The organism is Frederiksenia canicola (assembly GCF_011455495.1).
Taxonomy (GTDB): Bacteria; Pseudomonadota; Gammaproteobacteria; order Enterobacterales; family Pasteurellaceae; genus Frederiksenia; species Frederiksenia canicola.
The window spans coordinates 1,587,196-1,608,775 of sequence record NZ_CP015029.1 but is presented as its reverse complement, the minus strand read 5'-3'; the positions used below and the strand labels follow the sequence as shown (position 1 = coordinate 1,608,775).

At 40.9% G+C, this 21,580-nt stretch carries 16 protein-coding genes; 10 read left to right on the top strand and 6 right to left on the bottom strand.

Annotated features, from left to right (window positions below; genetic code table 11):
- Positions 1-8: 8 nt before the first annotated feature.
- Positions 9-305 carry an integration host factor subunit alpha gene (locus tag A4G17_RS07850; protein ID WP_123956123.1) on the top strand — a complete coding sequence of 99 codons (297 nt, stop codon included), beginning with the start codon at positions 9-11 and terminating at the stop codon, positions 303-305.
- 58 nt (positions 306-363) lie between these two features.
- Positions 364-873: an NlpC/P60 family protein gene (locus A4G17_RS07845; RefSeq protein WP_123956124.1), complete on the top strand. Its 510-nt coding sequence runs from the start codon at positions 364-366 to the stop codon at positions 871-873.
- Positions 874-1,058: 185 nt separating this feature from the next.
- Here A4G17_RS07845 and A4G17_RS07840 read toward each other — a convergent pair whose 3' ends face one another.
- The 6 genes from A4G17_RS07840 to A4G17_RS07815 form a co-directional block, all read right to left on the bottom strand.
- Positions 1,059-2,777 (bottom strand): DUF3413 domain-containing protein, encoded by a 1,719-nt coding sequence (locus A4G17_RS07840; RefSeq protein WP_123956125.1) that lies wholly within the window; start codon positions 2,775-2,777, stop codon positions 1,059-1,061.
- 1 nt (position 2,778) lies between these two features.
- A complete protein-coding gene (locus A4G17_RS07835) occupies positions 2,779-3,000 on the bottom strand; it encodes a YejL family protein (RefSeq protein ID WP_123956126.1) in 222 nt (73 codons plus the stop codon).
- Positions 3,001-3,109: 109 nt separating this feature from the next.
- Positions 3,110-3,832 (bottom strand): carboxy-S-adenosyl-L-methionine synthase CmoA, encoded by a 723-nt coding sequence (cmoA, locus tag A4G17_RS07830; protein WP_123956127.1) that lies wholly within the window; start codon positions 3,830-3,832, stop codon positions 3,110-3,112.
- Between the two features lie 52 nt (positions 3,833-3,884).
- Positions 3,885-4,226 carry a c-type lysozyme inhibitor gene (locus A4G17_RS07825; RefSeq protein WP_123956128.1) on the bottom strand — a complete coding sequence of 114 codons (342 nt, stop codon included), beginning with the start codon at positions 4,224-4,226 and terminating at the stop codon, positions 3,885-3,887.
- 171 nt (positions 4,227-4,397) lie between these two features.
- Positions 4,398-6,377 (bottom strand): exoribonuclease II, encoded by a 1,980-nt coding sequence (locus tag A4G17_RS07820; protein WP_123956129.1) that lies wholly within the window; start codon positions 6,375-6,377, stop codon positions 4,398-4,400.
- A gap of 110 nt (positions 6,378-6,487) precedes the next feature.
- Entirely contained in the window at positions 6,488-7,273 is a 786-nt protein-coding gene (locus A4G17_RS07815; RefSeq protein WP_123956130.1) for an SDR family oxidoreductase, read from the bottom strand.
- A gap of 216 nt (positions 7,274-7,489) precedes the next feature.
- On the opposite strand from A4G17_RS07815, the gene mscK reads away from it, so the two are divergent.
- The 8 genes from mscK (at position 7,490) to A4G17_RS07775 (ending at position 21,511) form a co-directional block, all read left to right on the top strand.
- Positions 7,490-10,828 carry a mechanosensitive channel MscK gene (mscK, locus tag A4G17_RS07810; protein WP_236940998.1) on the top strand — a complete coding sequence of 1,113 codons (3,339 nt, stop codon included), beginning with the start codon at positions 7,490-7,492 and terminating at the stop codon, positions 10,826-10,828.
- Between the two features lie 159 nt (positions 10,829-10,987).
- Positions 10,988-11,617, top strand: coding sequence for a 23S rRNA (uridine(2552)-2'-O)-methyltransferase RlmE (rlmE, locus tag A4G17_RS07805; RefSeq protein ID WP_123956132.1), 630 nt, complete (start codon positions 10,988-10,990; stop codon positions 11,615-11,617).
- Between the two features lie 97 nt (positions 11,618-11,714).
- On the top strand, positions 11,715-13,640 hold the full coding sequence (ftsH, locus tag A4G17_RS07800; RefSeq protein ID WP_123956133.1) for an ATP-dependent zinc metalloprotease FtsH: 1,926 nt from the start codon (positions 11,715-11,717) through the stop codon (positions 13,638-13,640).
- A gap of 97 nt (positions 13,641-13,737) precedes the next feature.
- Positions 13,738-15,420, top strand: a complete 1,683-nt coding sequence (locus A4G17_RS07795) for a DUF4153 domain-containing protein (RefSeq protein WP_165894269.1) — start codon at positions 13,738-13,740, stop codon at positions 15,418-15,420.
- Positions 15,421-15,589: 169 nt separating this feature from the next.
- A complete protein-coding gene (locus A4G17_RS07790; protein ID WP_123956135.1) occupies positions 15,590-16,801 on the top strand; it encodes an aromatic amino acid transport family protein in 1,212 nt (403 codons plus the stop codon).
- A gap of 176 nt (positions 16,802-16,977) precedes the next feature.
- The gene (locus A4G17_RS07785; protein ID WP_123956136.1) at positions 16,978-18,195 is read left to right on the top strand and encodes an aromatic amino acid transport family protein; all 1,218 of its coding nucleotides are present in this window, start codon (positions 16,978-16,980) and stop codon (positions 18,193-18,195) included.
- Between the two features lie 139 nt (positions 18,196-18,334).
- Entirely contained in the window at positions 18,335-18,817 is a 483-nt protein-coding gene (gene lrp, locus A4G17_RS07780) for a leucine-responsive transcriptional regulator Lrp (RefSeq protein ID WP_123956137.1), read from the top strand.
- A 9-nt stretch (positions 18,818-18,826) separates the two neighbouring features.
- Positions 18,827-21,511 (top strand): DNA translocase FtsK, encoded by a 2,685-nt coding sequence (locus tag A4G17_RS07775; protein ID WP_123956138.1) that lies wholly within the window; start codon positions 18,827-18,829, stop codon positions 21,509-21,511.
- Positions 21,512-21,580: the final 69 nt, after the last annotated feature.

The following is a 21,580-nucleotide window of genomic DNA, read 5'->3' as shown; positions in this document are numbered from 1 at the left end:
GAAAAATTATGGCACTTACCAAAATTGAAATTGCAGAAAACCTAGTTGAACGATGTGGTTTTGATAAACGTATGGCAAAGCAATTTGTTGAGATGTTTTTTGAAGAAATTCGTGCGACCCTGGAAAAAGGTGAAGATGTGAAATTATCAGGCTTTGGTAATTTCTCAGTACGAGATAAAAAAGCTCGCCCAGGTCGTAACCCTAAAACAGGGGAAGATGTCGCTATTGCAGCTCGTCGAGTTGTGACCTTTAAACCCGGTCAGAAATTTCGTGAGCGTGTAGAAAACTCAAAGGTAAAAGCCTAATTACATTTTAAAAAAGAAAGACATTTTGAGTTCAAAATGTCTTTTTAGAGGATTTATTATGATAAGCAAGAAAGCTGGCTTGCTCGCAGTATTGTTTTCTGCTGTTTTTGTCTTAACAGCATGTGGTAGCTCGGAATCAGCGGGTGGATCAGCAAAAATTTATCGCAAACAGGTTCAAGGTAGTATTTCTGATCCTATTTTTGCGATCAGTAGTTTGAGTGAACATCAGCATGATTGGAAGGGGACCCGTTACCGTTTAGGGGGAACCAGTCGTAGTGGAGTAGATTGTTCAGCCTTTATGCAAATTACCTTTCGTGATTTATTTGGTATTCAGCTGCCTAGAACGACATCAGAACAAGCTCAGAAAGGAACGAAAGTAGCTAAGTCTGAATTACAAACAGGAGATTTAGTGTTTTTTAAAACAGGACGTGGACCTAACGGTAAACATGTTGGCGTTTATGTTAAGAACGGACAATTTCTTCATGCCTCAACAAAAGGCGGAGTAATTTATTCAGATATGAATTCACCATACTGGAGCAAAACATTTTGGCAAGCACGTCGTTTGTAGCCCAAAATATGAAACAGATCACAAAATTTAAAGAAATTTGTAATTTCTTGAAATAGAATTTGAAAAATTGAAAAAATTGACGTATGCTATCCAACATAAAACGATAAGTGTTGTGTCCAGCAACCAATTTCATAAATTTGCTTTCCGAGTAGCCCCTAGTGTTAGGGGCTTTTTTTTGAGTAAATTTAACGGTTAGATTCAATGAATTGGTTACTATGCTGAATAAGCTGTAAGAATAGTGCAAGCGGTGGGCGTGAATGGGATTGTTTGTCTCCATTTGCATTGTAATGGACAAAGTCACCTCGGGTATCAATATGATACTGCTCTCCATTTGGCAGAATGGCTACATTCCAACGATAATTAGAGGACAACAGCCATTTCCGACTATTTTCTTTAGTTAAATCAATACCTTGAGAGTATTGGTCAAACGGTGTTGTTAGCCCAAAGAACTGACTGAGTAGCGTTGGTGTAATATCTAAATGGCTAGAAAGCCCAGCGTAACGTCCTTGGTCTTGTTGCCAGTAAAGTAACATTGGCACATTGATTTTTGCTTTTGCAAAAAAATTGTCGGAACTGACCGCTTGTCCGATATTTGACGTAATAATGATGATCGTGCTTTTTGTTAAACCTTCCGTTTCAAGCAACTGCCATACCTGCCCAAAGAGCTGATCAAGCGGTTGGTTTTCGTCAGTTTTTTGCAAGTCTAAATAGCTGAAAAAAGGTTGGGCCTCACGTTTTATTAGCCATTGTTGCCATTGGGAAATGGCCTGTTCATTGGTTTCAGCTTTAGGCAATTTTATATTAGCAAATAAGGCTTGCTGATAAATCGGCTCTGCAAAACCATTATGCGAAAAAAGCCCAAATTGATAGTCTAAGTTTTGTAAACGAGAAATAAGTACTGAAGGTTTTTTTTCGTTCAAAATAGCATCAACATAACGTCCACTTAATCCATAAAATAAACTGGCAATACCTGCTGACGGCGTTGCACCACCTGAGTAATGTTGCATAAAGCGGCGAGATAGCAGGCTCACTTGATGTAAATTTGGCATCTCATTTTCGGTAATCATATCATTGGTAAGCCCTGAAATATTGATGACGAATAGATTCGCTTTATTAGGTGCTTTTTCAAATTTTAGTGAAGCTTTAGGATAATTAAGGAAAAATGTGTCAAATCGACCGCTGGTTTCGATTACTTGTTCTAAATCAGCACGGTTGATTAAGCCGTGTTTTTCCAAGAAACTGCGAGCGGTCATCGGGTAAGAAAGTGGGTAATTTGCCTTTTGTGCGGTCACTGGGCGGTAAATTGCCATATCTGCCCAAGCATAGAGTAAATGGGTCGCAATGAAACAGCTTAGGAAAAACAGAGCGACATATTTGCCCCATTTTTGTCGGTTGAAACTACGCAGTTTGTTCCAACACCAGCGAGAGTAGAGCATTTCTACTAATAAAATAATCGGCATTGGCACAAATAAGAGTTGCCATTGGCGGGAAAGCTCGCCTTCATCTGGATTGACTAATAAATCCCAAACCAGTGGCGAAAGATGCAAATAAAAGCGTTTAAACACTTCGGTATCAACGAGTAAAACAGTCATGCCAATAGTGGAAAGAATGACCGAAATACCACGAAAAGTGCGATTATTTTTAATGATGAAACTAAGGGGAAATAGCACTAATAAAAACAGTGCAAAAACAACAAAGCTAAAATGCCCAAATAGACTGACAAAAAAGTAAAGTTTCCCTGCTAAGGTGTTAGGCCAGTCTGCATTAAAGGCGTAACGAGAAGCGATGAGCAACGCAATAATAATATTGAACAACGTAAACCAATGTCCCCAGGCAATGCGTTGTGAGGTTTCTTCTCGATATTGGCGAGAGTTTTCTGGTAAAAAGCGTTGCAACCAACTCATACTATTTCACATTTAATGAATCTTTTAATGCTGTACAAAATGCTTCAGCGAGGGCTTGTTGTTGAATTGGATTTTTGACATTGGTACTCAAAATATTTGTAACCATATTTCCGAGAGCCATCAGTGATAAATCCACAGGTGCTTTATGTTTTTCGAGAGTAACGATTAAATCGTTAAGCAGTGCTTCTAATTGTTTGTCTTGGTATTTTGATTGAGTTGCCATAATCGTGATTGAAAAATGAAATTGAACGCAATGGTAGCATAAATTTGAGTCTGCAAGCGGTCAGTTGACGAGAAAAATTTGCAAAAAATCTCGCGGAACTGGCCGCTTGTCATTTCACTGCAACTATTGAGCCGAAATTAAAGCATTGGAACCAGAGTTCGACTTTCTCAAAACCGGCTTGTTTTAGACGTTTACGATGAGTGTCGATGCTGTCGGTTCGCATTACATTTTCCAATGCGGTGCGTTTTTGGCTGACTTCCAGTTCACTGTAGCCGTTGGCTCGTTTGAAGGTGTGGTGTAGATCAATCAACAGCTCATTCATCATTTCATCTTCAAAGCGGAATTTTTCCGACAGCACGAGTACGCCATTTGGATTCAAGCCTTGATAGATTTTTTCTAGCAGTTGCAAGCGGTCTTCCGGCGGTAAAAATTGCAAGGTAAAATTGAGTACCACCATCGAGGCGTTTTTGATCTCAATATGGCGAATGTCATCGCATAAAATATCGACAGGAATATCTGAATGATAAGCGTTGAGATGGTGACGACAACGTTCGACCATCGGTTCGGAGTTGTCTACGCCAATGATGGTTGCCTGTTTATCGGCAATATTGCGGCGAATGGACAAAATGCCTGCTCCACGTGAACAGCCGAGATCGTACACATTGGAATTATCAGTGACAAAACGGTTGGCCAGCATTCCGATGGCAGTAATGATATTTGAATAGCCTGGCACTGAGCGTTGGATCATATCCGGGAAGACTTCAGCAACAGCTTCATCAAAGGTAAAATCGCCCAGTTTTTCAATAGGGGCGGCAAAAATGGTATCTTTCATTTGTTCTCAATAAAAAAGCACTTCAGTTGAAGTGCCTCATTATACGTGATTTCTAGTGGTTTACACAGTTTGAAATGATGGCTTTGCCATCACCAAATAAACTAGCTTGGTTACCTTTTGTAGAGAGTTCGTAGGTATAGTTCGGGTTAATTGCTTTATAGTGTTCGCTAGATGCCGTTTTCACCAATTCCATTGGAATCATTTCATCCACTTGGCTAATAATGGCATAGGTATTTTTTACGCCATTCACATACACCACCTCTAAGGTTTGGTTGTTTTCACATGCATAAATCACTTTGGTGACGTCTTGATTAGTGCTGTTTTGCATGGTTGCATTTGCGGTTAATGCGGCGAGCCCAAGTGTTGTTGCAGTTAGAAAAGTTGATCGTTTCATGTTGCTCTCCTTATAAAAATAAAGCGTATTTTAGAGAGCAAGATCACAAAAGAGTTCACTTTGTCATGTTAACTGTTGTTTTTTACATCAATTAAACGACAAGCGGTCAGATCCGAAGATTTTCTTGCACATTTGCAAAATATCAGACGGAACTGACCGCTTGTCAGTTGTTTAGCTGATCAGTTCACCTACTACACTGCGTGTTGCAACGCTTACCTCTTTGAGTTTCACTCGCACCGCTTGCCCGATTTGGTAGGCTTTTTCACCGTTGATAAACAAGGCAATTTGCTCTGGGTTGTATTGCATTTCGTCTTTGTTCGGGTGAATCGTTGAGAATGGCACGAAAATTGAGGCACCATTTTCAAGCACTTTCACTCGCAAGCCACCACGAGAAACATCGTGGATCTCGCCGTCAAATTCGACATTCTTTTCCACCATTGGGGCTAAATAGCGGGCGTAAAGCCAGTCAGCAATATCGCGTTCAACCAAGCGGTTCTGTTTGCGGGCTTCTTGCAATCGAGCCAAAATGCTTTCATCAACAGTGCAAGTTGGTTGGTTGAGCAAGGTCTGCTTAATCAAACGGTGGTTTACCATATCGCCATATTTACGAATGGGTGATGTCCAAGTCGCATAATGACTAATGCCCAAGCCTAAATGCGGGGCACATTCGGCTTTAAATTCAGCAAAAGTGAGATAGCGGCGTAATCGCATTTCAAGGAAGTTTTCGCCGAATTGCTCAATATCTCGACGCATCTCACAGTAACCTTCAAGGGTAGCAAGGCGTTCAGCCGAATAGCGTTCGGCTAATTCTGCACGATTTTCATCGGTTGCCAAAGTATCTAATAAGAACGTTTTTGCCGCTTCCAGATTTTTCGCATCAAAGCCTGAATGGGTGTTGAATACACCTGTTTTGGCATGATTTTGCAAATATTGTGCGGCACAGATATTGGCTAAAATCATCGATTCTTCAATCATTTGGTTCGCAATGCGGCGGTATTCGATATGAATGTCTCGCACAGAACCGTCTTCGTTTAGCTCGAACGTGTAATCGCCTTGCTCTTTGAACAACAACGCATTTTTGTTTCGCCATTCAATACGAGCCAAGGTGAATTGGTGTAGCCAGTCAATTTGCTGTTTCACTTCAGGATTTTCAGGCTGCCACGCATTTTCCGTCTGTTCTAAATAGTCAGACACCTTGTGATAAGCCAATTTTGCTTTAGACTCAACCCATGCGGAGATAAATTTTGCTTCGTTTAACATATTGCCAGCTAAATCCGTCTCGATATAAGCAACTAATGCAGGGCGTTTTTCGTTGGGTACCAGTGAACAGCGTTCATCAGATAATTCACGCGGCAACATTGGAATGTTGAAGCCAGGTAAATAGTTAGTGAAACAGCGTTGGCGAGCGGCTTTTTCGATATTAGACGTTTCAGGGATATAAGCGGTGGGATCGGCAATCGCCACCACCAAACGCCAGCCCGTTTGCGTACCATTTTCGCTGATCGGTTCGATAAATAACGCATCGTCCATATCCTGCGTGCTTGGGGAGTCGATAGTGGTGAAGTAGAGCGAGGTGAGATCTTGGCGATCTAACTCATCTCTTAATTCATAAGAAGGTTCACTTTTCACAGGCTCACGAGGCTGTTCATGGCGGGCAAGAGTCACCCACCAAGGGGCGAAATTATCGTCCGCTTTGCAAATAAATTGCGTAACTTGAGCGAAGAAAAAGCGATCATCACGCAGCGGGTGCGTTTTCAGTTGTGCGACCACCCAATCATTTTCAGCAAGTTGTTCAGTCACTTTTTTCTGGGTGTTAGCTGGAATAAGATTTTTGATGCTTGGGTGATCAACGGCAAGTTGCAATTTTCCGTCTTTGTTGAATTTGACTTGAGCGATAAAACGTTCGAGCATCGGTTCAAGTAGCGAGTCGATTTCTACTTGGGCTTTGTCGCCTTCACGTTTTACCACCGCACGCACTTTGTCGCCATGCATTACTTTTTTCATCTCTTGCGGAGGAATAAAAAAGCTCTCTTTTTCGCACTCTAAAAAGCCGTAGCTTTTATCTGAGCTTTTTACTGATCCTTCAACATACTCTTTGCTGGCTTCGATTTGTTGTTTGAGCTGGGCTAACAGGGGATTATTTTGAAACATTTGCTTTAACCAAAATTGTAAAAAGTTTGCGGAATTTAACCGCTTGTAGATAGAAATAGTAAGGGCGGACCTGTATGTCCGCCCCTACAAATAAATGATACATGCTAAAATTATTCGCTAATATCACCCATTGCGACAATGCTGAAACCCGCATCCACGTGAACCACTTCGCCCGTGATACCGCCGGCAAGGTCTGAACATAAGAACGCGGCTGAGTTACCCACATCTTCAATCGTGACGGTACGGCGAAGCGGAGCCGTTTTCTCAAAGTTAGACAACATTTTTTTGAAGTCTTTGATGCCTGATGCCGCAAGGGTACGGATTGGACCTGCGGAAATTGCATTGACACGAATGTCTTCTTTACCTAAATCTGCTGCCATCACACGTGTGCTTGCTTCAAGAGAGGCTTTTGCCAAACACATCACATTGTAGTTTGGAATCGCACGCTCTGCACCCAAGTAGGTTAGGGTTAAAAGTGCTGATTTTGGATTAAGCATCGGACGAGCGGCTTGAGCCATTGCCACGAAGCTGTATGCACTGATATCGTGAGCGATGCGGAAACCTTCACGCGTTGCGGCATTTACATAATCGCCTTCTAATTGATCCGCTGGAGCGAAGCCGATTGAATGCACGAAACCGTCAAATTTTTCCCAATGTTTGCCAAGTTCTGCAAAACATTCGGTAATGCTTTCGTCTGTTGAAACGTCCATTGGTAATACGATGTCAGAGCCAAATTCTTTGGCAAATTCTTCTACACGACCTTTTAATTTGTCGTTTAAATAAGTGAAGGCAAGTTCAGCCCCTTCACGTTTCATTGCGGCTGCGATACCGTAAGCAATCGAACGGTTGCTTGCTAAACCTGTAATTAAAATGCGTTTACCAGCTAAAAATCCCATAAATTTGTTCCTTTTGTTTGAAATAATTTAAGCAAAACGAGAGGATTATAGCGAAATTTCAGACATTGGTGAAATACAAGCGGTCAGATCCGAGTAGTTTTTTGCAAATGGGTAAAAAATGCGTAGGAACTGACCGCTTGTAATAGGGATTCCAATAGAAATTTAGTGACAAACAGGTATAATTCGGCGATTTTTTATGAAATTTATAGGGTAAAAATGGCAAGAAATATGCGTTTTTTAAATCAATTATTACTCGGCATTGGACTATCACTGAGTGTGGGGCTGTCTGCGTGGGCGGAATTACCGAACGAAAAGGATATTCAAGCGCAACTCAAGGATCTTAAAGCAGAAGATCAAAATAATCCTAGTAATAAATTAGCCATTCAGCATTTAGAAGAAACGTTGAATTTATTAGGTAAAATTCAAAAACAAAAAGCAGACACTAAAGTATTAGAAGAAAAAATTAATCATGCGGCAACACAAAGTGAAACGGTTCAAAAAGAGTTGGATTCTTTTAAAGCTCAGCCACTAGTCGCTGAACAATTTGAGTCTTTGAGTATTGATGAGCTGCAAAATAAATTGGTTCTTGCTCAACAAGATCTGCAGCGAATTCAGTTAGCGACAGGGACATTAAATACAGATCTGAGTAATCTACGGTTAGTACCTGAAAAAACACAAGCCATATTAAATGCCAACTTGCTACGTAGCCAAGAAATTAATCGTTTATTAAACGATTCGGGTACCACTTCTACTCAAAAAATGCAACTAGAAACAGAGTTAGAGTTGCTTGAGCAACAAAATGCGTATTATAAAGTGGCGATGCAAGGGAGCTATCCTTTGACATCGCTTTACACCTTGCAATTAGAAATTAAAACATTGGAACAGAATCAATTGCAAGAACAAGTCACGCTTTTACAAGAGATTATTAATAAAAAATATCTGAAAGATACCCAAACAAAAGCAGAACAACTTACTAAGCAACAAGATGAGCAAGCAATTCGTCATCCTGTGGTTGCAGAACAAGTGAAAGCAAATGTGAAATTGAGTCAGGAATTAGTTCAACAAACTGAGCTGATGAATAAATTGTCTCAAGATAATACTCGTATTCAAAGTGTGCTTGATAATTTGCAGCAAACACAGCGTACGATTAACGATCAGATCAGTGCATTGCAAGGTACGTTAGTGCTTTCACGTATCATTAATAAACAGAAAAACCTATTACCAAAAGGCGAAATAATTAAGGATCTAGGAACTCAAATTACGGATTTACGGGTCAAAATTTTTGATATGACGGAAGCCCGCGATAGTTTATATGATATCCAACAGTACATTGCACATCTTGAAACCAAAAATCGAGTTCAATTTTTGGATGAAGAAAAAACACAATTAAATAGCGTGCTCCAAGAGCGTCGTAACCTATTATCGGATATGGTGAATTCTCTCAATTATCAGCTCAATTTGTTGATGACAATTGAGTTGAATCAAAAGCAAGTTTCAGCCATTAGCGATCAGCTACAAGGAAAATTACAGCAACAAAGTTTCTGGGTTCGTAGCAATCCTCCGATGAATTGGCATTGGCTGACGCATGTTGCCCCAGCAATGCAATTACAGCTACTTGAAATTGTAAAATTGGTTGATTTTTCTAATTGGCATGATGATTTTGTGCCGACGACGCTGTTAGTTACTTTTTTATTCGTATTCGGGCTGTTTATTCGTTCCCAAAGACCAAAAATGGAACGATATATGCAAGACATAGTGAAAAAGCTCAATACATTGCATTCTGATAGTCATTGGAATACGCCTAAAGCCATTATGTGGGCGATGCTTTGTAGTTTGCCAAGCACCTTATTTTTTATGGCGTTGTTAGTCTTTGCAGTCTATGTTTGCTTTAAAGATCCTTACCAATTTTATGGCTGGATTTTCCAAATGGGCAATTATTGGTGGTTCTTTGCGTTTATGCTGACGATGTTGCAACCAAATGGCATTGCGTATCGACACTTTAATATGCCGAAAAAAAGTGTTGAAAATGCACGTCAAGTCTTACAACGCTCGGTATGGGTTTTTGCTTTGTGGATCAACGCCTCTATTTTTACCCACTTAGAGACGGGCATTCCGAATGACGTACTCGGTCAGGTGATGACTATTTCAGTATTGGTCATTTCTCTATTCATTATTGGTCCACGGTTGCGTAAAGCGGTAAATACGTATGAATCTGCCAAGCAAGAGCAAGCACAAAAAGGCGAAACGCATTGGATGTTTAATGTTTTCCGTATCTTCTTAGTTGTGGCACCAATAGTACTGATCGCCTTAGTTGCAATGGGATATTACTATACGGCATTAAATTTGATGGATCATATAATGTCGTCCTATTTCATTGTTGCGACTTGGATTGTGATTCGTAATATGGTGTATCGCAGTCTAAATATTTCAGCACGCCGTTTAGCTTACAATCGTTTGAAAGAAAAACGCGAAGTAATACAATCTAAAGTTGAATCGGACGAAGAACAAAGCTTAAGTATTGAATTGCAACAAGACGATACACTCGGTATGAGCCAAGTCAAACAACAAATGTTGCGAGTAACCGATTTAGTATTGATGATGTTGCTCTTCATTATGTTGTATTGGGTCTGGGCTGATTTAATTACCGTTGCATACTATTTAGATGGTGTAACGCTTTGGCGGCAAAGTGTTGTAACAGAAGCAGGCACAGTAATGGAATCCATTACACTGTTAAACTTATTGCTTGCTATTGTGATTTTAGTTGCCACCTACGCTTTAGTGCGAAATATTGGTGGCTTACTTGAAGTGCTGATTTTTTCTCGCTTCAATTTTTCGCAAGGAACGCCTTATACCATTACAACCTTAATTACTTATTTAATGATTGCAGTGGGAGCGGGTATTGCTTTTTCAACGTTAGGTATATCTTGGGCAAAATTACAATGGTTGTTCGCAGGACTTTCTGTCGGTTTGGGTTTTGGCTTACAAGCTATTTTTGCCAACTTCGTTTCAGGCATCATTATTTTGTTTGAGCGTCCAGTGCGGATTGGTGATGTGGTGACGATTGGCGAATATTCAGGTACCGTATCCAAAATTCGTATTCGTTCCACCACGTTGATTGATTTTGACCGTAAAGAGGTCATCATTCCGAATCAGTCATTTGTAACAGATCGCTTGGTAAACTGGGCATTAAATGATGCAATCACGCGTGTTGTTATTCAAATTGGTGTCGCTTATGGCTCAAATTTAGATTTAACTAAAAAGCTTTTACTGCAAGCGGCACAAGAATGCGAAAGGGTATTAAAAGATCCTGAGCCTGTGGTCTATTTCTTGAACTTCGGTGCAAGTACATTAGATCACGAATTGAGAGTGTTTGTTGGAAAACTTGGCGATCGCAATCTTGCGGTAGATTTCTTAAACCGCCGAATTAATGAATTATTTGCACAACACAATATTGAAATCGCCTTTAACCAGTTAGATGTCTTTATCCGCAATACGAGTAATGACCAAGAGATCAAAATTTCGAGCGATAAACCTCAGTTGGTTGAAAAAGCATAAAAATGAGAGGCATAGCTAACAGGCTATGCCTTTTTACTGCTAGCAAGCGGTTAGATCCTGCGATTTTTTTGCAAATCCAAAGCAAAAATGCACTTTCCCCTTGAAATTGGACTATTCGGACTTAATATATGCGGCTAAATTTAATTTCAGAGAAAAAGCATGGGTAGAAAACGAAGTGCAAGCTCATCACGTTGGCTTGCCGAACATTTTAAAGATCAATTTGTTCAAAAGGCACACAAGCAAAAGTTGCGTTCCCGTGCCTATTTTAAATTAGATGAAATTCAACAAACCGATCGCTTGTTTAAACATGGCATGACAGTGGTTGATTTAGGGGCAGCACCTGGCGGATGGTCTCAATACGTTGTCACGCAGATTGGTAACAAAGGACGTGTAATTGCTTGCGATATTTTAGATATGAACCCCATTGTAGGAGTCGATTTTTTACAAGGCGACTTTCGTGAGGAAAGTGTGCTAAATGCGTTATTAGAACGTGTTGGTGAAGACAAAGTCGATGTGGTTATGTCAGATATGGCACCAAATTTCAGTGGTATGCCATCGGTAGATATTCCACGGGCGATGTATTTGGTTGAACTCGCGTTAGATATGTGTCGCCAAGTATTGGCACCAAAAGGCAGTTTTGTGGTCAAAGTGTTCCAAGGAGAAGGTTTTGATGAATATCTACGTGAAATTCGCTCGCTGTTTTCAGTGGTGAAAGTACGGAAGCCAGAAGCTTCTCGGGATCGCTCTCGCGAGGTGTATATTGTGGCGACGGGGTATAAAGGATCATAAATTTATTCGAACTGTTCTCTGCTTTGCTAAAGAGTAGGATTTATAGTAACCTTACCAAGATTTTATTAGTTAAAAAGAGGTAACAACCTTGAACGATATGTTTAAAAATATTTTGCTTTGGGCCGTTATCGGAATCACTCTGATGACTGCGTTCCAAGGCGTTAATTCGAGTTTTAGCTCGGCTAACACTGTCGAATATTCAACCTTCATTAACGATTTAAAAGAAAATCGTTTAAAAGAGGTTAATTTTCAAAATGGTGATGAAACCATTACTGTGGTGAAAACCAATGGTTCTGAATATCAAACCACTATGCCAATGTATGATCAAGATTTATTAAATGATCTGTTAAATAAGAATGTGACTGTAGTGGGCAAGCCAGCAGAACGCCGTGGATTGTTATCTCAAATTTTAATTTCGTGGTTCCCAATGATGCTATTAATTGGTTTCTGGGTACTATATATGCGACAAATGCAAGGTGGCGGCCGCGGTAATCCGATGAGTTTTGGTAAGAGCAAAGCGAAAATGCTTGCTCCAGACCAAATCAAAACCACATTTGCGGATGTTGCAGGCTGTGATGAAGCCAAAGAAGAAGTGGCGGAAGTTGTGGATTTTTTGCGTGATCCAACTAAATTCCAAAAACTTGGTGGACGCATTCCAAAAGGGATCTTAATGGTTGGACCACCGGGAACAGGTAAAACTTTACTAGCTAAAGCGATTGCAGGCGAAGCAAAAGTTCCATTCTTTACCATGGCGGGTTCCGATTTTGTGGAAATGTTTGTGGGCGTCGGAGCATCTCGTGTGCGTGATTTATTTGATCAAGCGAAGAAAAATGCTCCTTGTATCATTTTTATTGATGAAATTGATGCGGTTGGCCGTAAACGTGGTGGAGCAGGCTTTAGTGGTGGTCACGATGAACGCGAGCAAACCTTAAACCAGATGCTCGTTGAAATGGACGGCTTTGAAGGCTCTGAAGGAGTGATTATCATTGCGGCAACTAACCGTGCCGATGTATTGGATAACGCTTTAACTCGTCCAGGTCGTTTTGACCGTCAAGTGATGGTGGGCTTGCCTGATGTAAAAGGTCGTGAGCAAATTCTGAAAGTACATATGCGTAAAGTACCGCTTGCACCCGATGTGGATCCAATGATTATCGCACGTGGAACCCCAGGCTATTCGGGTGCAGAATTGGCTAACTTGGTGAATGAGGCTGCATTGTTCTCCGCACGTGCAAATCAGAAAGTGGTGACAATGAATGATTTTGAAAAAGCCAAAGACAAAATCAATATGGGGCCAGAACGCCGCTCAATGATTATGACGGAAGAGCAAAAAATCTCGACCGCTTATCACGAAGCTGGACATGCGATTGTTGGCTATTTGATGCCAGAGCACGATCCAGTACATAAAGTGACGATTATTCCACGTGGACGTGCGTTAGGTGTAACGTTCTTCTTACCAGAAGGTGATAAGATCAGTATCAGCCAAAAACAACTCGAAGGCAAATTAGCGAGTACCTATGGCGGTCGTTTAGCGGAAGAATTGATTTACGGTAAAGAGAATATTTCAACAGGGGCTTCTAGCGATATCCAAGTGGCATCAAACATTGCTCGTCGAATGGTGACGGAGTGGGGATTCTCAGAAAATCTCGGTCCAATTCTCTATAAGGAAGAAGAAGGTTTCGGGGCTCCAAAAGTTGTTTCTGAAGCAACCGCAAAATTGATTGATGAAGAAGTGCGTAAAATCATCGAACGCAACTACGAGCGAGCAAGACAAGTTCTCATTGAGAATATGGACATCTTACACGCTATGAAAGATGCGTTGATGAAGTACGAAACCATCGATATGCCACAAATTAAAAACTTGATGGAACGTAAACCAGTAGGAGAACCAGCCGGTTGGCACGATAGCGATAGCACTCCGCCATCACCAGAAAAGCCAAATGAGCCAACGGTGATGGAAGAGCCGACGGATAAAGCCGATGAGTTAGGGCAGTCCATGGCAGATAATCCAGCGGATGTAAAATAGTCATATTAAAAAGCCGAACACAATGTTCGGCTTTTTTGTTATACAAGCGGTTAGATTCTCGCTAAAATTTGCAAATCCTTATTTTCGGAGTATCTCTATGTTTCACTCATCATTGCGTACCTTGAACCAGCTATGGCAGAAATACCCTATTGAATTTGTGATGAATATTATTGCCTGTTCAGTCGTATTATTTTTAGACAACTATTTAGATTTGAATCAAGACGGGTATCTATTCGGCGTGATATTTACCTATCCGCTATATTTTTCAATAACCTATCTTGCTAATTATTACCAAAGCCGACTTTATAAATGGTCTTGGCTTTATATGTTAGCACTGTGTGCACTTGCCAATTATGTTCCGCTGTTTGATGAAAATGAACGCTTTTGGTTCGGTGTCTATGTCATTCATATTCTATTATTCTTCTCAAAATTTTTGCCAAAAGATAACCGCCAATTTGTGCATAATATTTTAGTCACCAGTATTCATTTTCTACTTACTTGGATTTTGGCTTGGATTGTAGTGGGTCTGTTTTGGTCAATACACGAAAGTATTGTTGTGTTGTTTAATCTAGCACCTACATTTTATATTGAAAGCGGTAGAGTAAATATTCTGTTGATCTGCTTTTTTTCTACGTTCTTCTTTTTACTTTTGGAGAAAAGAGTTGGGCAATATGATAGCTATTCTGAAAGACTCTTTTTTACGGCGGACATTCTGATCAACTATTTACTATCACCGGTGGTGATGATTTATACGATATTGGTCTATCTCTATGTTGGAATGATTCTGTTCAGATTTGAATTGCCCGTCGGTAATGTCTCGATCATTACATTGTCTTATCTCTGCTTAGGCTTAGCTTGTATTGCTTTACGCCAACTTTCTGAGCAGCCAAAATGGGAAATGTTTTTCCGTCAGTTCTCACGCTTGTCGATTGTTCCACTTGGTTTGCTATGGGTCGGGATTCATGAACGTGTTTCAAGCTATGGCTTAACTGTTTCTCGAATTTATTTGATTGTAATAGCAATATTAGTCACATTATTTATTCTTTCCTGCCTTGTGCCAAAATGGGTGAAGTATCGTCTATTTGGTTTATACACTATTGCGGCAGTCGTTATTACAACGATGGTGATATCGCCAGAAAAAATAGAGTTTGAAAGCCAGAAAAAGCAATTTGTAGAATTAGCAACGGAGCTGAATTTGCTTGATGCTCACGGAAAACTGCAATTAAACGATCTTGACCCAGCATCCTTGGATATCAATAAATTAATGCGGTTAGACTCACTCATTATCCAATTTTATGGCAAAGAAGGAGAAGGGTTTGGATATGAATCTAATGATTTGGATTATATTCGACAAATTTATAATGATGCTTTGAGTTTGCGTGATACCTATCAAACCGAAAATGATTATTTTCACTACTCAAGAACGGAAGAACAGGCGATCCCAATTCAAACCTACAAGCAATTAGTTCTTGTCGAGGATTACTCATATAAAATAACGGATTGTTATGACTGCGACATGATTTCTTTTGAAAATAGTAAAACAAAAGGGCGCTTTACTGTTCAGCAATCGGTTATTGAAAACATCTTGCAACAACACGGTATTGAGAAAGGTAAACGATATACTGCACCAGTATTAGCTAAAGCGGCAGAGCAAATGAGTTTACTGCCAACGGATCAAGGCGTTACGTTATTGTTGAATAATGTTGCTCTAATTTATCGAGATGAGCTAAAAAGCTACCAATTAACGAATGCCACCATACTTGGTTACTTTAAGCCATAATGGGGTTCTACAAGCGGTCAGTTCCTTGCCGAATTTTGCAAGTTTGCAAAATGTTCTGAGAAACAGACCGCTTGTCATTTTTATTTTCAATCTTTGTAATAATAAATTTACAATATGTTTTGTTATCTATACAATATCGTCAATTTTTCGTTCCTTTTTGGGGTTTTGTATGAATAAAACATTAGGTAGTACGCTGATTGTCGCTGGAACAACTATCGGCGGTGGTATGTTAGCAATGCCGCTCACCTCAGCGGGTATCGGCTTTGGCTTTACGATGGTGCTGTTAGTCGCATTGTGGTTATTGCTCTGTTTCAGTGCGTTATTATTTGTCGAACTGTATCAAAATGCTGACAGTGATGCGGGAATTGGTACACTTGCTGAAAAATATTATGGTACCTTTGGGCGAGTAGTTTCCACGGCGGTATTGATTATTTTCTTGTATGCGATTTTATCCGCATACGTTTCAGGTGGTAGCTCATTATTAGCCGCATTTTTACCGACGATTGTCGATGCCGAAACGACCACCCGCCTTGCGGGCATTCTGTTTGTGGTCGTATTCGGGGCGTTTGTTGTTGTCGGCACGACGAGTGTTGATGCGGTCAATCGTTTGTTATTCAGCTCGAAAATTTTGGCATTTGTGTTAGTGCTTTTCCTGTTACTGCCAAAAATCTCTTTCGACAACTTGCTTGAAATGCCGATTGATAAGTTCTTATTGATCTCGGCAAGTCCTGTGTTTTTCACCGCGTTTGGCTTTCACGCCTCCATTCCAAGTTTAAATAAGTATCTCGAAGGCAATGTTAAAGCGTTACGCATTTCGATTTTAGTCGGTACCGCCATTCCGCTGATTGCTTATGTGCTATGGCAATTGGCGACCCATGGAGTGTTAAGTCAAACAGAATTTTTGGCGATTTTAGAGAAAGATCCTACCTTAAACGGTCTGGCAGAAGCCATTCACCAAGTGACAGGCAGCTCAATGATCAGCGGCACAGTACGAGTTTTCTCTGCATTAGCATTGGTTACTTCATTCTTGGGCGTGGCTCTCGGCTTACTTGAAGCGTTAGAAGATTTGTTCAAACGTGTAAATATTCATGCAGGTCGTCTGACTTTAGGGGCTTTAACTTTCGTACCGCCAATGTTATTCGCCTTCTTCTACCCACAAGGCTTCGTTGCCGCACTTGGCTACGCTGGGCAGATGTTCGCCTTCTATGCGATCGTTTTACCAATCGCAATGGTGTGGAAGCTTCGCCAGCAATCCCCAACGTTGCCTTACAAAGTCAAAGGTGGTTCGCTTTCATTGCTGATTGCGTTGATTATCGGTGTGTTTATCGTGATCGTTCCATTCTTAATTGATGCAGGATTGCTACCAAAAGTCGTTGGTTAATTGAATCGGAAGTTGACAAGCGGTCAGATTTGCAAAATTTTTTGCGGATCTGGCCGCTTGTTGTATCAACCTCCTTACAAAATTGTATAAAAATAAATACAGTGAAAATAAAACGTTACAATTTGTTTTCGCTTTGTTAGAATGCTGCCCATTCGTTTTACTTAAGGAAATTTACAGTGAAAAATAAAATTCTAGGCAGTGCTTTAATTATTGCTGGCACGACAATTGGAGCGGGAATGTTGGCAATGCCACTGACTTCTGCTGGTATGGGATTTGGTATGACGGTTGTTTTGCTTGGTGGGCTTTGGGCGTTACTCACCTATACTGGCTTGCTGTTTATGGAAGTCTATCAAACCGCAAAAGAGAAAGAGGTTGGTGTTGCAACACTTGCAGAACAATATTTTGGCATGACGGGACGTGGTTTAGCGACATTTAGTTTATTGGTGTTGCTGTATGCCTTATTAGCGGCTTATATCACGGGCGGAGGGTCGCTACTATCTGGTATTTTGCCTGTTATGGGAGATGAAGAAACGACATCTAAAGTCGGCATTTTACTATTTACCTTTATTTTAGGGACTTTCGTGGTTATTGGGATCAAAGGCGTTGATGGTATCACTCGCTTGATGTTCTTAGGCAAAATCGTAGCATTCATTTTTGTATTATTGATGATGTTACCAAAAGCCAAATTAGAAAATTTAACCGCTGTGCCGTTAGATAATTTATTAGTAATTTCTGCCATTCCGATTTTCTTCACGTCTTTTGGTTTCCATGTGATTATGGGGAGCATTAATAGCTACTTAGATGCCGATATTCGTAAAATCCGTTTAGCGGTTTTGATTGGTACTCTCATTCCACTTTCTGCCTATTTATTGTGGCAATTAGCTACGCACGGGGTATTAAGTCAGGGTGAATTTGTCGCATTAGTGAAGCAAGATCCCACTTTAAATGGCTTAGTCAAAGCAACGGCACAAATTACAGGCAGCACAATTTTGGGGGAAGCGGTGCGTTTGTTCTCGGCATTAGCATTGATTACCTCGTTTCTAGGTGTCGCTATGGGGATTTTTGAAGGCGTGGGCGATTTATTAAAACGCTTCAATTTACCGTCAAATCGTGTAGTACTTACGCCATTAACTTTTATTCCTCCATTGGTATTTGCATTATTCTATCCAAATGGGTTTATTGCGGCACTTGGTTATGCAGGGTTGTTGTTTGCATTCTACGGATTGATTTTACCAATCGGTTTGGCGTGGAAAGCTCGCCAATTATACCCAAATCTACCTTACCGTGTAGCCGGTGGCAATTTGGGATTAGTGATTGCGTTTGTGATGGGAGTTGTCATTATCGTTATTCCATTCTTAATTGAAAAAGGTATTTTGCCTGCCGTAGCGGGTTAAATTATCCCTTTTTCTCCTTTTTTAATCCGATCGCCTAACAAGCGGTCGGATTTTTTTTCTTTTTTGCAAATAACTTTAGACAAAATGTCTTAACTCGGTAGAATACTTCTTTAGTACAAACTGCTAGAAAGGTTTCAAAATGGAAAATAAAAAACTACCAAAGCCATTAGATGCTATTGATTTTAAAATCTTAAATGAGTTGCAACGTAACGGAAAGATTTCAAATATTGAACTCTCAAAGCGAGTTGGGCTTTCGCCAACGCCTTGTTTAGAACGTGTCAAACGCCTTGAAAAACAAAATGTGATTATGGGGTATCGTGCCTTATTGAACCCTGAATTGCTTGAGGCTCCATTATTAGTGATTGTTGAAATTACTTTAGTACGTGGTAAGCCTGATGTGTTTGAAGAATTCAATCGAGCCGTGCAGCAACTGGACGAAATTCAAGAATGCCACTTAGTCTCGGGAGATTTTGACTATCTACTCAAAACGCGTGTAGCCGATATGGCAGCATACCGTAAATTACTTGGCACAACATTATTGCGTTTACCTGGTGTGAACGATACTCGCACTTATGTAGTAATGGAAGAAGTCAAACAAACCAATTATTTGTTGTTGAAATAAGGACATTGTGTGATTGAACGATTAACAGGTAGAGAAAACCTCATCAAATTTACCTTGCTGCTTCTGGCATTGGCTGGTGCTTATTTATGTGTGGCATGGGCAAGTTATAGTCCGCTTGATAACGCTTGGACTGTCGCCAGCAGTGTGACACAAGACCCACTCAATAAAACAGGCTCATTAGGTGCATGGGTAATTGATTTACTGTTTGCTATGTTCGGCAAAATGGCGTTTCTGATTCCTTTTGCCTTTACCTTTGTGCCCATTTTTCTTTTGGTACTGCGTACCACAGGTGATCTACATTTACGACAAGCCTTGCTGTGGTTGCTGAGTTTTACCGTCTTTATGATAGGGCTGTCAGGACTGGCAAGTGTGCTGTTACCACATTCAGCAGCCTATTTATCTGGCGGCTTTATTGGGGCGATGCTGTCGGAGTTAATTGGAAATCGGCTTGGTCAGATCGGCGTACTGTTTTTATCGATGGTGATCACGGCAGGTGGATTCTATTTTTGTTCAGGGCAGACGTTAATTCGCCTGTTTGGGCGTTTGTATGATTGGATCATGGACAATAAAGAGCAGGAAGCTCCTCAGCCTGAAAGACAAGCGGTCAGTTCCGAGCAAATTTTTGCAAATCAGGAAAGCGATGAGACCGTTGAAAAAGAGATGACAGAATCACCTGAACATCCACAGCTAACGGATGTTACCCAATTTGCCCGCCCGAAAATTACAGGGCTAAAATCTGAAATAGTAGAGCAGAGTGAAACGAATGAGTTGGTTGAAACGCCGATGTATCATGTTGAAACGCAAACAGAGTTACCTAAAGTCAGCGTGCCAGCGTTTTCACCAGTTCCGCCTGCTCAACAACGGGTGCAGCAAGAAACCCTAGAAACCGTTGAACCTATTGTGGATGAACGAAATTTTCCAACGATTCGTTTAAACCCAGACATTTCAACGGTTCAAGCTGAAACAGAACCCACTCATTTGCAAAATTCGGACGTGATCTCACCGCTTGCAGTGCCGAGTGAGAGCGATCAGGTCGCTACTTCGGTCAAGAAAGATGAGCAGCACCCTGATTTTCTTAAACCGAACGTAAAAGTCGAACTGCCAGAACCCGTTGAAAAAGCGAAACAAGCGGTCAGTTCCGAGCCGAATTTTACCAAACCGAAAGCAGCAACGCCTGTTGTTCATCCGCTGTTACAACGACAAACAACAACGGAGAAACCAACAACACCTTTGCCAACTAACGATTTATTATCACGGGGAAAACAGGAAATTCAGCAAATTACTGAACAGGAAATTCGAGAGACATCAGCCCGTATTGAACAAGAGCTGGCGAATTTTGGCGTAAAAGCAACGGTAGAAGACGTGTTGGTTGGACCTGTCGTGACTCGATATGAAATTCAACCTGCTGCTGGAGTCAAGGCAAGCAAAATTTCCAACTTAGGCAGTGACTTAGCTCGCTCATTAATTTTTGAAGCGATTCGGATCACCGATGTTGTGCCGGGTAAGCCATTTATGGGGATTGAAACCCCAAATCGCCAACGTGAAACGGTGTGGCTACGAGATGTATTGGAGAACGATGCCTTCCGTCATAGTAATGCGATTTTGCCAATGGCGCTAGGCAAAGATATTAGTGGAAAACCGGTTGTGGTTGATATGGCAAAAATGCCGCATCTATTAGTGGCGGGGCAAACAGGAGGCGGGAAATCTGTCGGCGTAAATACGATGATTTTAAGTCTCTTATTTAAGCTTACCCCAGAACAGGTTCGCTTTATTATGATTGACCCGAAAGTCGTTGAATTGTCAGTGTATAACGACATTCCGCACTTGCTCACACCGGTTGTGACTGATATGAAAAAAGCTGAAAATGCGTTGCGTTGGGCGGTTGAAGAAATGGAACGCCGTTATCAGCTCGTCAGCTACTTACAAGTGCGTAATATTGAAGGCTATAACAACAAAATTGAGCAAGCGGAAGCCATGGGTATTCCAATCACTAATCCACATTGGAAACCAACAGATTCAATGGATCTCAATGCTCCGCCATTGAAAAAAATGAGTTACATTGTGCTTATTGTCGATGAATTTGCTGATTTAATGATGTCTGCAGGCAAACAAGTGGAAGATCATATTATGCGAATTGCTCAAAAAGCCCGTGCAGTTGGTATTCACTTGATTTTGGCAACACAACGCCCATCAACAGATATCATTACAGGCGTAATTAAAGCCAATATTCCCAGCCGTATTGCCTTCACGGTTGCAAGCCAAATTGACTCCCGTACTATTCTAGACAAAGGTGGAGCGGAAGCACTACTTGGTCGCGGCGATATGCTCTATTCAGGTGCAGGCAGCCCTGAAATGATCCGTATTCACGGTGCATTTATGACCGATGAAGATGTGCTAAGAGTAGCCGATAACTGGCGAGCAAGGGGGAAACCGGAATACATTGACAGCATTATTGAATCTGCTGACGATGAAGATGTTGATGGCAGCCAACGGGGAGCTTTAGGCGATCTTGATCCCCTTTTTGATGAAATTGCAGGATTTGTGGTCGAAAGCAACATCACCTCAATCAGTGGCATTCAACGCCGTTTCTCTCTCGGTTTCAACCGTGCTGCCCGTATTGTTGATCAGCTAGAAGCCCAAGGCATACTTTCCGCTCCTGATGCAAAAGGAAAACGAGAAGTGCTGGCGAGATAGTTATTATTAAATTTTGGTCGTTATATAGTGGCACAAGGCTACTTGTTTCATAGTTTGTTTCAATATATA